Genomic DNA, 14,437 nt, shown 5'->3' on the forward strand with positions numbered 1-14,437 from the left:
TATGCTTTATCGCGAGTCGATCTTTATTACAGGTTTCCCCGGCTTCATAGCCGGACGACTACTCGAACTCTTAATTAAGCCCGAGACCCAATTTTTTGTTCTGGTTCAGCCGCATTTTGTTCATAAGGCAATTTCGGAACTCGAAGCCATCGCAGAGATCCACCAGATACCACTTGAGAGCTTTGTCATTGTCGAAGGCGATATCACGCTGCCTAATCTTGGCATCACGAACGACGATCTCCAGACGATCCAGTACGAAACGACCGACGTTTTCCACCTGGCTGCGGCGTATGACCTGGGCGTTTCGAAAGATGTTGCGTTCAAGGTCAACCTCGAGGGCACAAGGCACGTAAACGATCTCGTCTGCTCCGTCAAGAATCTTCGCCGTTACAACTACGTTTCGACGTGTTATGTAGCCGGAAACCGCAACGGCGTCATCCTCGAGACTGATCTTGAACACAAGGCCGGCTTTCGTAATTTTTACGAGGAAACCAAATATCTGGCTGAGATCGAGGTCGATAAGTTGAAAAGTCATCTGCCCGTAACGATCTTTCGGCCGTCGGTGGTCGTCGGTGATTCAATGACCGGAGAAACAGTAAAATATGACGGCATTTACTATCTGATAAATTACTTGCGAAAAATGCCTTCGATCCTTCGACTGGTCAATATCGGCAATCCATCGGTACGGCTCAACCTTGTGCCGGTCGATTTCGTGGTCGAGAGCATTGCCGCTCTATCGCGTGACCTAAAAACGATCGGAAAAACGGTCGCGATAGCCGATCCGGCACCGCTGACGACTACCGAGATATTTGATGTAATCGCCAAGGATCTCAGCGGCAGGCGTTCGGAGTTTCAGTTGCCGATGCGTATCGCCGAATGGTTTCTTCACACCGGCATTTCCCCGGCCGTCACCGGGTTACCACACAACGCCGTCCCGTACTTTTTTCTTTCGCAGACCTACGATACGGGCCTCTCGAGCGAACTTCTAAGTTCACACGGCATTACATGTCCGGGCTTTGCAAGCTATGTCGGCAACCTCATAGATTTCGTAGAAGAAAACCCGAAATTATAGTCCCATCGGTGGATATACAAAGATTCAACTGTTCCCGGCATCATACCTTGTGATGAGATCATTTTTACTTGCCAAAAGGTCGGCGCTGGCTGTTGTGACGATCTTTGTTTGTTCAGCATTTATCAACGCTCAAAGCGGCCGCGTTCAGCCGACGCCAACTCCTACACCCGTTGATGAAACGTTAAAGGTCGTCACTGAAGAGATAAAGCTGAACGTCCTTGCTTTTGATCAGAATGGCGAGTTCTTTCGCGATGTCACGACGAAAGACCTGGTGATCACCGAAAACAATATCATCCACGTGCCTGAGAGCGTTCGTCGTATTCCGGCAAACGTCCTGATCGTAATGGATACGGGCGGTGAACTTCGCAGCATCAAGTCGCTGGATACGACGCGAAAGGTCGCCCTTGGCGTTATAAATTCGCTCCGTGCCGGTGATGCTGTTTCAATACTCCAATACAGTGATAAGGCTGAGATCGTTTCGGAATGGTCAGAGAATAGAGCGGAAATAGCTGATGCGATAAAACGAACCAAATTTGGCCGTCGCTCTGTTTTTGTTGACGCTTTGAAACTAGCTACGGAATACCTATTAAAAACTCCGAACGACAACCGGCATCTGGTTCTGATCACGGACGGCACTGACAGCCTTGGGCGTTCCTCTGAAAAGTTCGATGCTTTTCAGAGCTTGCTTGGAACAGATATCAGCGTGCATGTACTTAGTTACACGTCAATGGAGGCGGCCGATATCGAGCCGCGGACCAAGGGCATTTCGAATTCGCCGCCGCCCAAAGCGATGCCGGACGAGATACAAGCTACGCTGCCAAACGGCGTCAAAGACAAAGGCGTCAAGGTCGGCCCAACTATCAATTTAGACCGTACGCTGATCAACAAAATGAAAGCCCGGAAGGCCGATCTAAAAACCAGCGAGGAGCAGCTCGCAAAGCTGGCTGAGGATACGAATGGCGAGTTCATTTCACCCGCCGGAGTTGATGAAATGAAGGAAAAGGCATCGCTCGTAGCCCGGATGATCGACGCGTCATACGTCGTCACGTATACGCCCAAATTCCCGGTCACCGAAAGCCGCGGCGTTGCCGAGCGCGTGATCGACGTCACCTCGAAACGTGCCGGCCTGGTCGTTCAGGCGAGGCGCCGGCTCGTGATCGAACGAGCGAAGTGAGTTTTTGGGGGAAACTATTTTGGTTTAATTTTCTGTTCCGTAAGTTCACCGCATAAACGCCCAATTCAGGGTGGTTTCAAAAGTGTGAATCGTTTCACACTTTCCGTTTCGGCTGATACGGATCTATGTAAGTTGCTCTGCTGATTGGAGTTCCTTGGTAAAGTTGTTTTGGGCCCTGTCGGGCACTTTTTCGCCGATAGGTAAAGTGCATCGCCGCGATTGGTAGAGGTTTTTGGCTGATTGGTCAAACGTTTTTCGGACGGTTTTTTCTTTACCAAAATTCCACCGGAGCACGCACCGGAAGAATACATAAGATCCGCTCGAAGGATGAGCGATCCGCCCTGCCAAAAATTCAGTTGTACAAAACAAAAATTGGTTTTTACTCGTAGGAGTTTTCATGATGCTCGGCTTTGAGGATCCGTGCTTGCTGACGCGCGGGCTTTCGCTCCGGAGCCGTCGCTATCGGTAGTGAATGAATAGTTTGTAACCGTCGCGGCCGCTGCTTCGTCATTGGTTTCGACGGGTATCAAAACTCGATCTCGAATGAGCAGTTACCAAACGGCATTGCAGAAAGAGAACTTTATTCATCGGGCTGACGATATGAGCACCGATGCGCATGTGTGCGTCGAGCGGACGGATAATCAACTGGTCGATCTGGTTCTCGCGGGTGATGCGTTTGCTTTCGAGGAAATATTTGACCGTCACAAACGGCTCGTCGCGATCATCGCCAGCCGCTATTTCAAACGGCCGGAAGAGGTCGAGGAGATCGTCCAGATCGCCTTTGCCAAGGCCTTTACAGAACTAAAGAACTTCCAGGGTAAATATGATCGTTCGCTCTCAAGCTGGCTGGTCCGCATCACGACAAACACAAGTTTTGACGTCCTTCGCAGCCAAAGGCGAAAACCCGAACGCCTGAACTGCGAACTTTCCGAAGCCGAGGCCGATGCATTGCTGCAGCTCACCGCTGACACATCGCTCACCGCCGAAAAGACCTTACTCGATCGCGACCTTGCCGAGAAGCTGCTCGCAATGATCCCAGATGAAGACAGAATGCTGCTGCAGATGCTGTATTCGGACGAGATGTCGACGGTCGATATCGCGGAGATCTTTGGCTGGTCGCGGTCAAATGTAAAGATCAAAGCATGGCGTGCCCGGGCGGCTGTGAGAAAGGTTTTGAAAAGGTTTTTGTAACCGCGGCCCCTTAGATATCGTCGTGTTTAGTGAGAGAAATGAAAAAAGGATATGACAATCAAAAGCTCGACCAGATAGGCAAACGCCTGTTCGATACCGAGCCGCTCGCGGCGACCGTGATAGATGATATTGTCGCAAAGCCCGACCTCTTTTCCCTCGTCAGAGAGCGTATCGCAGCAGATCAGGCCGCGTCGATCGCTGAGCTTCGCAAAACATCACCGGTTCGCCGTTACGTCATAGCATATTCGGGAATGGCGTTAACCGTTCTCGCTGCCGCCGGAGCAATTTATCTTTATACACCTAGCAAATATATACCCAGTAAACCAGAGACAACCACGATCAAGGCACCGGTTCAAGTAGTAAATAGTAAGGTTCCGGATATTGCCGATCCGGAGGTCGTACGGTCCGAGGTTCCTCCTCAGCCGATCACTGGAAAACTTTCGGCGGACCGTACGACCAAAGACGAACCGAAGGCCGAAAAGGCAATCTTACTGCGTACCGAGCCTGTCAGCAGGCCGCGGCGCATTGCGGAACCGGACACGCGTTTTCTACCGGTTTCATACACCGGTGACCCGGACGAAATGTCCGGCGGCGGCCAGGTGGTCAGAGTTGAAATGAAACGTTCATCGCTTTTTGCACTCGGTGTCAACATTCCGCTCGAGAATGACGACACGGTCATAAAAGCCGATCTACTGATCGGCCGCGACGGCGTCACACGCGCCATCCGCATGATCGATTAGATCTGTTTGTATCATTAGGAGAGAAAAATGAAGATTTTTGTTAGTACACTAATTATCGTGTCGGCCGCCGGTGCAGCTATGGCTCAGGAACCGGCAGCAAAGGCTCCGGTCGAGGCCACGAAGGCATACGCTGAAGCAGCTCAGGTATATAACCTGCAGGCAAAGGTCGTCGCTGAACTCGCCTCGGCTCAGGGATTCGGCATACAGAAGAATTCACCGCTGCAAGCGGATGAAGTAAATGAAAGCGTGCAGACACTCGCCGATGGCAACCGCATAGTCCGCAGCTCGACCTCGAAGTTCTGGCGCAACAGCGAGGGCCGCATACGCCGGGAGGGCAAATCGGCTTTCGGCAACGTTTTTGGAACTACGTTCTCGTTCGGTGACGGAGTTTCGATCTCAAATCCTGTTCAGGGACAAAAATACGTCCTCGATTCGGATCTGAAAACGGCTCGCGTTATCGAAATGCCGGCTGGCCAGAAATCGATCACGATCGCCGGTTCCAAACTAGGCGAAGCCGAGATGGCCGAAGTCCGGAAGGCTAAAGTGCTCGCCACGACCGCCACCAAGCTTAATGGTGAGCTCAAAGTCGGTGTTCCGCTGAGCATTCAGACCGTTCCGGCGATCGCGGCTCAGGGGATCAGCGTCCAGGGTGAACCGCTCGTGCTTTCAAAGGCAGGTGGGCCAAAGTATGAAACCCGAACGGAAGAACTCGGCACCCGTGATTTCGAAGGCGTATCTGCCGAAGGAACACGCCGCACGACGACCATTCCCGCAGGTGCGATCGGCAACGAGCGTCCGATCGAGATCGTTTACGAGCGTTGGTACTCAAAGGAGATCGGAATGGTCGTTTACTCGAAAAATACCGATCCGCGTTCCGGCGAGCAGACCTATAAGCTGACGAACATCGTCCGCAGCGAACCCGATCCGTCTCTGTTTGCGGTTCCGACCGAATACAAGAAGGTTTCTGAGAATGGAACTGTCTATCGCGTAACAAGCCCTGCAGCAGCCGGGAAAGCCCCAACCGCTCCAAAAACCGTCATGGTCTCATCCCCGGCCAAAGCCGGCAAGCCATAGACTTTCCCTGCAGAGTCTAGCTCCTCAAGGCGGACCGCGTGTCCGCCTTTTTTTTCTCGCCTGTCGCCAAGACACGAGGCTTGAGTCAGTGCGTGAGTGGCTCCAAAAGGTTCCCACAAGTCGATCAACTCTTTCCGGGCGGACCGATGTCCGCCCGGCTTTTTTGTAACAGCACAAGAGCCCAGACTCATCCGCACTTGACAACGGCTGGAATTAGAATTATTCTAACTACAAGTGGTGATCATGGAATTTACATCAACACAAAATTTAGGTTTAACGCGGCAGCGGGAGGTAGTTTTGTCGGTCATTCGTGAGTCGCATTCGCATTTGACGGCGAATGAGGTTTTTGCGGAGGCCAAGGCGAAGCTGCCGAGCATTTCGTTTGCGACGGTTTACAACTCGCTAAGGTTTTTGAAAGAGGCCGGACATATTGCCGAGATACAGTTTGGCAATGGTGCAAGCCGATTCGACCGAATGACCGCCCGGCACGATCATGCGATCTGCACAGCGTGCGGCAAGCTGGTCGATATCGAAATGGATCATCCGGAGGAACTGGTGAACCGGGCCGCAGCGATGTCGAAATTTAAGCCCGAATTTTTAGAATTTACTTTAAGGGGCCTTTGCCCGGACTGCGTAAGAACTTAGCCGCAGAGAACACAGAGAGCAAGAGAGGCTCTTAATTATTAGCAATCGTTTTTTAATTCCTCATTCTCTCTGTGTTCTCGGTGGCAAATCATAAATAAGGAGATATATAAAACACATGTCAACAGCTACAGGAACTGCAACAGAAAACACGACCACCTTGGCGAAAGTCGGCAAACCGGCACCGGATTTTAACATGCCGTCGACCAAGAATATGCAGACGCTCGCCGAGAACGTCAAGCTTTCGGACTACAAGGGCAAATGGCTCATCCTTTTGTTCTACCCGCTCGATTTCACGTTCGTCTGCCCGACCGAGCTGACCGCTTTTTCGGATCGTTTGGACGAACTCAACGGCGTTGGAGCCGAAGTTCTCGGCATCTCGACCGATTCGGTCCACTCGCACCGCGCTTGGATCAACACGCCGCGGGACAAAAACGGCATCGAAGGGCTGAAATACCCGCTCGCATCTGACGTAGGCGGTAAACTTGCTCGTGCGTACAACATCCTGGTCGAGGAAGCCAATATTGCTCTTCGCGGCCTCTACATCATCAACCCTGACGGCGTTCTGCAATATGCAGTCGTCCACGATCTCAACATCGGACGCTCGGTCGACGAAACACTCCGCGTCCTGCAGGGCCTGCAGACCGGCGGTCTGTGCTCGGCTGACTGGAAACCAGGTCAGGAAAACTTGAAAGTATAAAGATCTTAGCCACAGAGAACGCAGAGATCCATAAAGAATTTCTCTGTGTTCTCTGTGGCAAGTTTTTCCAGGAGATTTACTATGCCAATGAGAATTGGAGATGAGATGCCGTCGCTCGAAGGAGCTACCACGTGGTTCAACGGATCTCTCGAAGACACATTAGAACACGCCAAAGGCCATCCTGTGCTGGTCCACTTTTGGGCCGTTTCGTGCGGAATCTGCAAAGAAAAAATGCCGCAGCTCAACGAGTTGAAGGCAAAGTACGGAGAGCTCGGGCTTAAGACGATCGCGGTCCACATGCCGCGTTACGAGGCCGATACCGATCTCGATACGGTAAACGAAGCTATCGAGGCAAACAAGATCACCGAACCCACGGCGGTCGACAGCCTTCATAAAGTTAAAGACGCATTTTTAAACGAACAAGGTTGGGTGCCCGTATATTATTTATTCGATGCAGAGGGCAAGCTCAAAACACGCGCCGCCGGCGAATTCGGCATCAGCGTGCTGCAGGGTGCTCTCGATAAGATGTTCCCGGCTCATGCCGCGACGGCTTAATACTTTTTCCTAACAACGCTAAGGGCGGTCAGAGTTTCCTCTGACCGCCCATTTTTTGTTTGTTCTTGCGTGTGCGCGAATTATATCGTCGCATTCGTTATCGCAATTGCTAGCCATGCAAGCACATATATGCTGGCGAGTATCGAGAAGATCAGTACGCAAATGAGCAACCCGATGAGCCCGAAAACAAAGACATAATCGCTCGTCGTCCCGGTGCCATGGCCCGCCGCCCGTGTTCGGATCAGATCCATGTTCTGCTTATTCGCCTTCCAAACAAAATCGAACGCATCGCCGATGAACGGTACCATTCCGACCACGTAATCAAGCCCGATATTGAATGCCATTCGCAAAAGCGTTATCTTCGGCACGCCGTAGCGAACGCCCGCAAATAAGATATAAAACGAAGCAAACGACGTCAGCGTATCGCCCACATTCGGGATCAACCCTATCAAAGCATCCAGCCCAAACCGCCAACCTACGCCGGGAACACGAAACAGCCCGTCAAGATAATACGAAAGCTCGTCAAGCCCTTTTTCGACCTGGATCTGCTTTTGCTGGAGATCGAGTTCGTCCATATGTTCTAGCCACAGAGGGCACAGAGAGATTTTTATCCCTTGAAGGAGCATCTTCGCCCCGAAACTGGTCAAAAGGCCGCGTTTTGATGCACTTCGATCGCCACAACACTATCCATTCTCTCTGTGCACTCTGTGGCTATCATCTTCCAATTATGGTCACACGCAGGATCTTGTCGCCACGAACAATACTATCTACGACCTTCATGCCGGTTTCGTTCACTTTACCAAAAACCGTGTAGCCGCCGTCGAGGTGCGGCTGTGGTGCGTGGTCGACGAACCATTGCGAACCGCCGGTGTCTTTGCCCGAAAGGGCCATGCCGACCGAGCCGCGTTCGAACTCCGCCATGTTGATCTCGCAGCGGATCGAAAGTCCCGGCCCGCCCGAGCCGGTCCCGGTCGGATCGCCATCCTGCATGACGAAATTCGCGACCACGCGGTGAACCTCGGCACCGTTGAAATATCCGCGTCGAGCTAGCTGGATAAAATTATCCACCGTTAGCGGGGCATCACCGCCGTTGAGTGAGATCGAGAAATTGCCTTTTGAGGTTTGAAATACAGCGGTCGCCGATCCATTCTTACGCGACAGAGCACGGCGATAATCAGCGTCTTTGTTCAAAACCTGTCCCAAAAACGATCCTGCCATCGGCGAATACGGCATGACTTTGTCCTTGCCATTCTTCCTGGCTTCTTCGAGAGAAACGGGAACGCCCGGAGATTCCTTCTGCAGCTCAGCATCTGAGAGTTGCTGGATCGCTCGCCGGCGGATCAGGTAATTCGGTGAGTTGAGGGCTGTCAGCAGGATACCGACGGATTCCTTTTTGTTCAGCCGATAGAGTGCTCCCATTATCCCGAGCAACGCATCATCTGATCGTCTATCGCGGATAAATGAAAAGCTGAAAGCGCTTTTCAACGCATCCGTGTTCTCTTTCGACTGAGGTTGCGAGGCGATCAGATCAGCCGCTGCAGCCCGGACATTGACGTCCTCATTCTTGAGCATGTTCCTCAGAATGTCGTTTAGATTATCGGGTTTAAATGCTGCATTCGTCCGCTGAAGCCCAGGGATCGCTTTCAACATTTCGCTCTGATATCGAGGTTTAACCCCTGTTGCCATGCCGGCAATGAACTTCGTAAGTGCCTCGGCTCCTTTCAGTTTCAGCTTCGCATCGGTCGAAGCCGCGATCACCCCGAGGCCGTCGGCATAAGCATCGGCCACCCGCCAGTCGGAATAGCCGTTGTTATCGAGGTTGAATTCACCGACATAACCGCTCGGAGCAACCGTCGCAAGAGCCGTTTCTGTCTCGCCTGATCGAAAACGATCGAGTTTTCGAAGCGCCTGCAGGAAATCAACTGCCTTGTCATTGTAAGAATTCGGCACGAGCCGGCCGACAACGGCCGCTATCTCGAGCAACTCTGTCTTTTCGGACGGGTTTGCCGAACGCGTCTTTTTCGCCTGCTCTATTAGTTTGTTTCCGTGTTCTACAAGAGGTTCGAGAGCCTTATCCTCTTTCAGTGAACCGAGCGACCTGATCGCCGACACGCGCACACGCTGATCATCGCCATTTACAGCGGCATCGAGCAAAAGGTCGTAAGCTTCTTTGTCCTCGGCAGCACCGAGGGCCCTGGCGGCATTTGCGCGAGCGTTCACATCAGGGTCGCGGCGGAGCATCGAACGCAGTTCGGCGTTAGCATTTTTGGCACGCAGCCGCGAAAGTGTATTCCCGGCATCGCCGCGAATTCTGGCGTTAGTGCTTGTGAGAAATTTCGCAACCGCGGCATCTGCTCCGGCCGGCCTCGCCCTTAGCGCAGCAGTTATCGCCATCAGGACAACGTCGTGATCCTGCTTTTCTCCACGTACATCTTCAGTTCTTAGAGTGTTGACGATGGCATCGCCAAGGTCTTTCGTTTTCGCATCACGCGGATTGGCCGCGGCGATCTTGCCGGCGGCTTCGACGGCTCGTGCCCTGACCTGGTGTGGAGCGGCCGGATCATTTAGAACTTTCAGGATCGCATCGGCGCCTTTTGCAGACTCAACTTCGCCGATAGCAAACGCCGCCATCGCTCGCACTTCTACGACGCTGTCCGAAAGCAAAGCGGTCAGGCCCGGCAGAGCCTTATCATCACCGATCCGTCCGGCAGCGAGCGCCGCTCGGTAGCGTATCGCCGAATTTACGTTCGTCAGCATCGCGACGACCGGAGCCGGATCGCGCGAGTCTTCGGCTTTGACGATCTGGATATGCAGGTCGTCGGGTAGGACGTAAGAGTCGATCTTTGGCGAATGGAGCTTTTGAGCAGCCGCGGAAACTGCCAGCATCACTATTAAGTAGATCAATATGAAGAGTCTTTTCATTATGGTTCAGGAATCAGCATGCGGATCGGAAACGTAGATAGAGCGCACGATATGGTCTAGGTGAAAATACCCGGCACCGAATCGTACCACTCGCCGCCTTAAAGATAATCTTCCAAAAAACCGCATTTTATCGCTAATCAGGAAATTTTAGCACATTACTCTCGATGGCTCGGCGGAAGCAAAACAACCAATGGCACGAAATATGCTTCATAACAACGCGGAATAGTTCGCGCACATTCCGACTGGCGCTTTTGCGAGGTTAATGATGAAAAATTTGATGAACAGTTTGTCGTTTTCGGTGATGATCTTGTCGCTGGTTCTTGGGTTGACGGGGCTTGCCACGGCACAGAAGCGTGATGATCGCGATATTCGCGATGCGGTCCGCAGCCTTAATTCGAAGATCGAGGATTTTGAGACGAACCTTCGATATCAGATGCAGAGCACGTCGTCTAACGGCGATCAGCTTTCCGAGGTTTCGGCCGATATCAGGTCATTACGGAACAGTGTGCAGCAGTTTCAGGATCTTTACGACCGCAGGCGTGAGAATCGCGATGACATAAGTGCTATCGTCGCGGCCGCACGTCGGATCGATGAATTTATGCGATCCAACCGACAAAATCAGCGGGTCGAGGACGACTGGGCCGGCGTTCGCCGGCAGATCGACCGCCTGGGCACGAATTATGGCATTACAACGAACTGGAATAACCGCAGCAGCGCACAGGACGACAATTACCGCCCCGCACCGATCGTCGGTAAGACGCTAAGCGTTGGGCTTTCGGGCACTTATGACCTCGATGCCGCCCGCAGTGAGAATGTGGATGACGTAATTACCGACACCAAACTCGGTGCCGAGCAGGGTGCGGACCTCAAAGAAAAACTCACCGCTCCGGAGCAGATCGCTCTGGATATTCGCGGCAATCAGGTGACACTTGCGACCACGAATGCATCGCCGGTTCTTTTCACGGCCGACGGCCGTGAAAAGACCGAGCAATCGCCGAGCGGCAAGACGATCCGTATGAAAGCCACTCTCACGGGGGACAAACTCGTAGTCTCAAGTCTCGGCGGCGAAACGGATTATACGATCACATTTGTTTCCGAAAGCGATGGCAAAGTGCTGAAGGTGTCACGCCGTATCACTACCGACTATCTGAACCAGACCGTCTTTGCTGAAAGCGTCTACAACAAGACCGATTCGGTCGCACAGCTCGGGATCAAGAGCGGCTCGGCGACGGCATCTTCGGACCCGAACGGCGGCTATTCAGACAATGATAATTCGGGAACGATCTCGAACGGCGGCACGGGCGTAAACAACGGAAATAGCGGAGGCCGCGTTGGGGCGCCATCGGCCGTGACATCGCGTCCCGGTAATTACACCGTGCCGAACGGGGTCAGCATCACAGGCATTTTGGATAACGAGATCAACACGAAGGTCTCGCAGAACAATGATCGTTTTAAGATGACGGTGCAGTCGCCCGACGAATTCCGCGGTGCGACTGTCGAGGGTTACATTAGTAATCTGCAGCGTTCAGGGGCCATCAACGGCGAGCCAAAGGTCACTCTAAATTTTGAGAAGATCACGCTCCGAAACGGCCAAACCTACGATTTTGCTGGTAATCTACAGTCGGTGCAGGCACTGAACGGCAAGAACGCGACCGTCGATAACGAAGGCACGATAAAAGGCGAAAGCCAGACCAAACAAACCGCCAAACGCGGCGGTATCGGAGCCGGAATCGGTGCAGTGATCGGGGCCATCGCCGGAGGAGGAAAAGGTGCTGTCCTCGGAGCCATCATCGGCGGCGGCGGCGGAGCCGGAACTGTTGCTATCCAGGGCAAAGGTGACATTCAACTTCAGCAGGGCTCGACGATCACGGTCGTTTCCTCGTCACCACTGCAGCGTGATCGATAAAGATCCCCTCCAAAAACCAGATCAGTTACGGCCGGGCTAAATGGTACCCGGCCTTTTTTTAACTCTGTGTTCTCGGTGGCCTTGTGGTTAAATATTCTCGTGAGAGACCTTCCGGAAGAGATCGAACAATATCGCGACCGCAAATGGCATCGCGAGGAATCGCTCAAGGTCGACACCGCCGAGCAGGTCGAGGCGATGGTCGAGGATCTGGGGTTTTGCCTTGGGATGACAGACATCCGCAAAGAACTGCCGTCGGTTTACATCGCCGTCTGCGGACGCCGCGATGCTCACATGCCGCCCACCGTGCAAAAAGACTATGAAGCGAGCCGGGCGTGGGTGCTGAAGGACGAAGTCGTTGCGAGAGGCAAGGTCTACTACGGGAAATTGGTAAAAGGCAATTCCTGGTTCCTCGCCCCGCGAATGATCCCGGTCTTTAACTCGATCTGGGGCTGCACGCGAAAAGAAGAAAAGGAAACGCTCTCCGCAAACGCCCAAAAGGTTTTGAAAGTCCTTCGCAAGGAGTGGGAAATGGCTACTGCCGATCTGCGCTCCGAGTGCGGATTCGAAAACAAAGCCGACCTTACCAAAGCCATCGACGAGCTCCAAAAGCACATGAAGGTCGTCCCGCAAGAGGTTCTCTACGTCCCAAAATTCACCTACATCTGGACCCTCGCCGAAGCCCGTTTCCCCGACGAACTCGCCATAAAAATGCCCAGAGACGAAGCCGTCAGCGAACTAGCCCGCACGTTTTTGACAGTCAACGGAATGACCCTGCTCGGCGACCTCTCAAAAAAATTCGGCTTTTATCGCTGGGAATCTGGCCGGGCGAATCATCAACTCGTAGATGAGGGCTTTGCCGAAAGGTTGACTACTGGCATTTATAAGCTCGCAAGTTTATAGACGTTTACGATCTTACTTATAGGTTTCAATAAATTTTAGAGCTTCCTCGCGCGAGTCGAAGAGATACAAACCGAGATCATCGAATCGTGCTGCCGATCCGTTTGGCGGTACGCCTCTTCTCTCCGCCTGATTAAGCATGAATTGGATCGCTACGGTTCCTTTCGGAACCGGAAAAATACCGTACATCGTACCCCACTCGTCCGCTACTTTTGTATTAAGAAGCATTGCCTGGCCCTGTAGATAATCGGAGATCGTACCTCCTCGTTCGGACGAGGAACTTAACATGGATCCGTATAGGTAAGGCAAACCAGTGATCGCACCGTCCGGATTTATTCGTTCGCTAGAACCTTTGCCTATCAGCAATGCGAATTTGGCGGCGTCCTTCTCGCCAATCCCAACTTTTTGGCTGAAGTTCGCAAGACAATTATCACGAATTACGAAGACGCTATTGCCATTCTGATCCTCGATGGAAGTTTTCCCGCTCGAACGCCAGCTGATCGCACCCTCATCCGCTCTGGAATTAATTAGTAAGTTCGTTTGAGCACTTGCCCCAATTGGAAGAACCGAAAGCAATGCGATTAACAACATCAAATGGAAAAGTCCTTTCATGTTTAATACCTCACAGGCCTTTTCCGTAACGGTAAGGCATTTGGGATAAAAAAACAATTTTTATTTTAACTGCTGTCAATTTCTATTGTCGCCAGCGTTATTTTTCAGCCAATAGTCTCTTTACGAATACGTGCACAGCCCGCTCGCCGGGAACATATTTGTCGACCTTGTAGCCGAGTTCGCGAAGGTCGAGGCCGGTGAAGAGCGGTTCGCCGCGGCCCAGGATTATTGGACGGACGGCGATGTGGAGTTCGTCGATCAGGCGTGCCTGCATATATTGGCGGAGGGTTGCGGGGCCGCCGCCGATGCGGATGTCTTTGTCGCCCGCTGCGGCCTTAGCCTGTTCGAGAGCCGAATGAATGCCGTCCGTGACGAAGTGGAACGTTGTGCCGCCTTTCATCACGAGCGGATCACGAGGGTGATTCGTCAGCACAAAGGCAGGAACATGATAAGGCGGTTCGTCGCCCCACCAACCCTTCCACTCATCGTCGAGCCAAGGGCCGCGGATCGGCCCGAACATATTACGCCCAAGTATCCACGCACCTTTGCCAGCCATCGACTCTGCCGCAAAGCCGTCATCGATCCCCGTCTCGCCGCCGTCTCCACCGCCGTGCTGGCTGATGAATGTTTTCGTTGGAAAAAACCAATCCATGATCTCGGGCCCGGTCGTTCCGAGCGGTGCCTCCAGACTCTGATCCGGCCCGGCCGAAAAACCGTCGAGCGACATTCCAAATGCCTGAACCACTACTTTTGACATAATTTAGAATTTTCCTCCGATCTCTATGACCTCGAATTCCGACCAATAATCATCCCTTTGTCTACGGGAAACAAAGCCGTGACCTACTTTGCATCACGGCGCCGTATCAAAAAAACGCTGTCAGAAACAGCGTTGCGAACAGAAGCGATCTTGTTTGCATTTTTTTTGAGTGTAAGTCGTTCAGCCGCTGCGGTT

At 52.6% G+C, this 14,437-nt stretch carries 14 protein-coding genes; 10 read left to right on the forward strand and 4 right to left on the reverse strand.

Annotation, left to right across the window (positions count from 1 at the left end; all coding sequences use genetic code 11):
* Position 1 precedes the first annotated feature (1 nt).
* The 8 genes from IPG22_07980 to IPG22_08015 all read left to right on the forward strand — a co-directional run bounded on the left by IPG22_07980 (position 2) and on the right by IPG22_08015 (position 7,148).
* Positions 2–1,072, forward strand: coding sequence for an SDR family oxidoreductase (locus IPG22_07980; GenBank protein MBK6588217.1), 1,071 nt, complete (start codon positions 2–4; stop codon positions 1,070–1,072).
* A 52-nt stretch (positions 1,073–1,124) separates the two neighbouring features.
* On the forward strand, positions 1,125–2,246 hold the full coding sequence (locus IPG22_07985) for a VWA domain-containing protein (protein MBK6588218.1): 1,122 nt from the start codon (positions 1,125–1,127) through the stop codon (positions 2,244–2,246).
* 543 nt (positions 2,247–2,789) lie between these two features.
* On the forward strand, positions 2,790–3,437 hold the full coding sequence (locus tag IPG22_07990; GenBank protein MBK6588219.1) for a sigma-70 family RNA polymerase sigma factor: 648 nt from the start codon (positions 2,790–2,792) through the stop codon (positions 3,435–3,437).
* A gap of 38 nt (positions 3,438–3,475) precedes the next feature.
* Positions 3,476–4,177 carry a hypothetical protein gene (locus IPG22_07995; GenBank protein MBK6588220.1) on the forward strand — a complete coding sequence of 234 codons (702 nt, stop codon included), beginning with the start codon at positions 3,476–3,478 and terminating at the stop codon, positions 4,175–4,177.
* Positions 4,178–4,204: 27 nt separating this feature from the next.
* Positions 4,205–5,251: a hypothetical protein gene (locus IPG22_08000; GenBank protein MBK6588221.1), complete on the forward strand. Its 1,047-nt coding sequence runs from the start codon at positions 4,205–4,207 to the stop codon at positions 5,249–5,251.
* 243 nt (positions 5,252–5,494) lie between these two features.
* Positions 5,495–5,896: a transcriptional repressor gene (locus IPG22_08005; GenBank protein ID MBK6588222.1), complete on the forward strand. Its 402-nt coding sequence runs from the start codon at positions 5,495–5,497 to the stop codon at positions 5,894–5,896.
* Between the two features lie 115 nt (positions 5,897–6,011).
* Positions 6,012–6,593, forward strand: coding sequence for a peroxiredoxin (locus IPG22_08010; protein MBK6588223.1), 582 nt, complete (start codon positions 6,012–6,014; stop codon positions 6,591–6,593).
* Positions 6,594–6,680: 87 nt separating this feature from the next.
* Positions 6,681–7,148, forward strand: coding sequence for a TlpA family protein disulfide reductase (locus IPG22_08015; GenBank protein MBK6588224.1), 468 nt, complete (start codon positions 6,681–6,683; stop codon positions 7,146–7,148).
* 80 nt (positions 7,149–7,228) lie between these two features.
* On the opposite strand, the gene IPG22_08020 is transcribed toward IPG22_08015, so the two are convergent.
* Together IPG22_08020 and IPG22_08025 are read right to left on the reverse strand one after the other, a co-directional pair.
* The gene (locus tag IPG22_08020) at positions 7,229–7,723 is read right to left on the reverse strand and encodes a DUF4112 domain-containing protein (protein MBK6588225.1); all 495 of its coding nucleotides are present in this window, start codon (positions 7,721–7,723) and stop codon (positions 7,229–7,231) included.
* Between the two features lie 139 nt (positions 7,724–7,862).
* Positions 7,863–10,070: a peptidylprolyl isomerase gene (locus tag IPG22_08025; protein MBK6588226.1), complete on the reverse strand. Its 2,208-nt coding sequence runs from the start codon at positions 10,068–10,070 to the stop codon at positions 7,863–7,865.
* A gap of 277 nt (positions 10,071–10,347) precedes the next feature.
* On the opposite strand from IPG22_08025, the gene IPG22_08030 reads away from it, so the two are divergent.
* Together IPG22_08030 and IPG22_08035 are read left to right on the forward strand one after the other, a co-directional pair.
* Positions 10,348–11,976 carry a hypothetical protein gene (locus IPG22_08030; GenBank protein ID MBK6588227.1) on the forward strand — a complete coding sequence of 543 codons (1,629 nt, stop codon included), beginning with the start codon at positions 10,348–10,350 and terminating at the stop codon, positions 11,974–11,976.
* 99 nt (positions 11,977–12,075) lie between these two features.
* On the forward strand, positions 12,076–12,876 hold the full coding sequence (locus IPG22_08035; protein MBK6588228.1) for a hypothetical protein: 801 nt from the start codon (positions 12,076–12,078) through the stop codon (positions 12,874–12,876).
* Positions 12,877–12,888: 12 nt separating this feature from the next.
* On the opposite strand, the gene IPG22_08040 is transcribed toward IPG22_08035, so the two are convergent.
* Together IPG22_08040 and IPG22_08045 are read right to left on the reverse strand one after the other, a co-directional pair.
* Entirely contained in the window at positions 12,889–13,485 is a 597-nt protein-coding gene (locus IPG22_08040) for a hypothetical protein (GenBank protein MBK6588229.1), read from the reverse strand.
* Between the two features lie 97 nt (positions 13,486–13,582).
* A complete protein-coding gene (locus IPG22_08045; protein ID MBK6588230.1) occupies positions 13,583–14,242 on the reverse strand; it encodes a dihydrofolate reductase family protein in 660 nt (219 codons plus the stop codon).
* Positions 14,243–14,437: the final 195 nt, after the last annotated feature.

It is taken from the genome of Acidobacteriota bacterium (assembly GCA_016703965.1).
Classification (GTDB): domain Bacteria; phylum Acidobacteriota; class Blastocatellia; order Pyrinomonadales; family Pyrinomonadaceae; genus OLB17.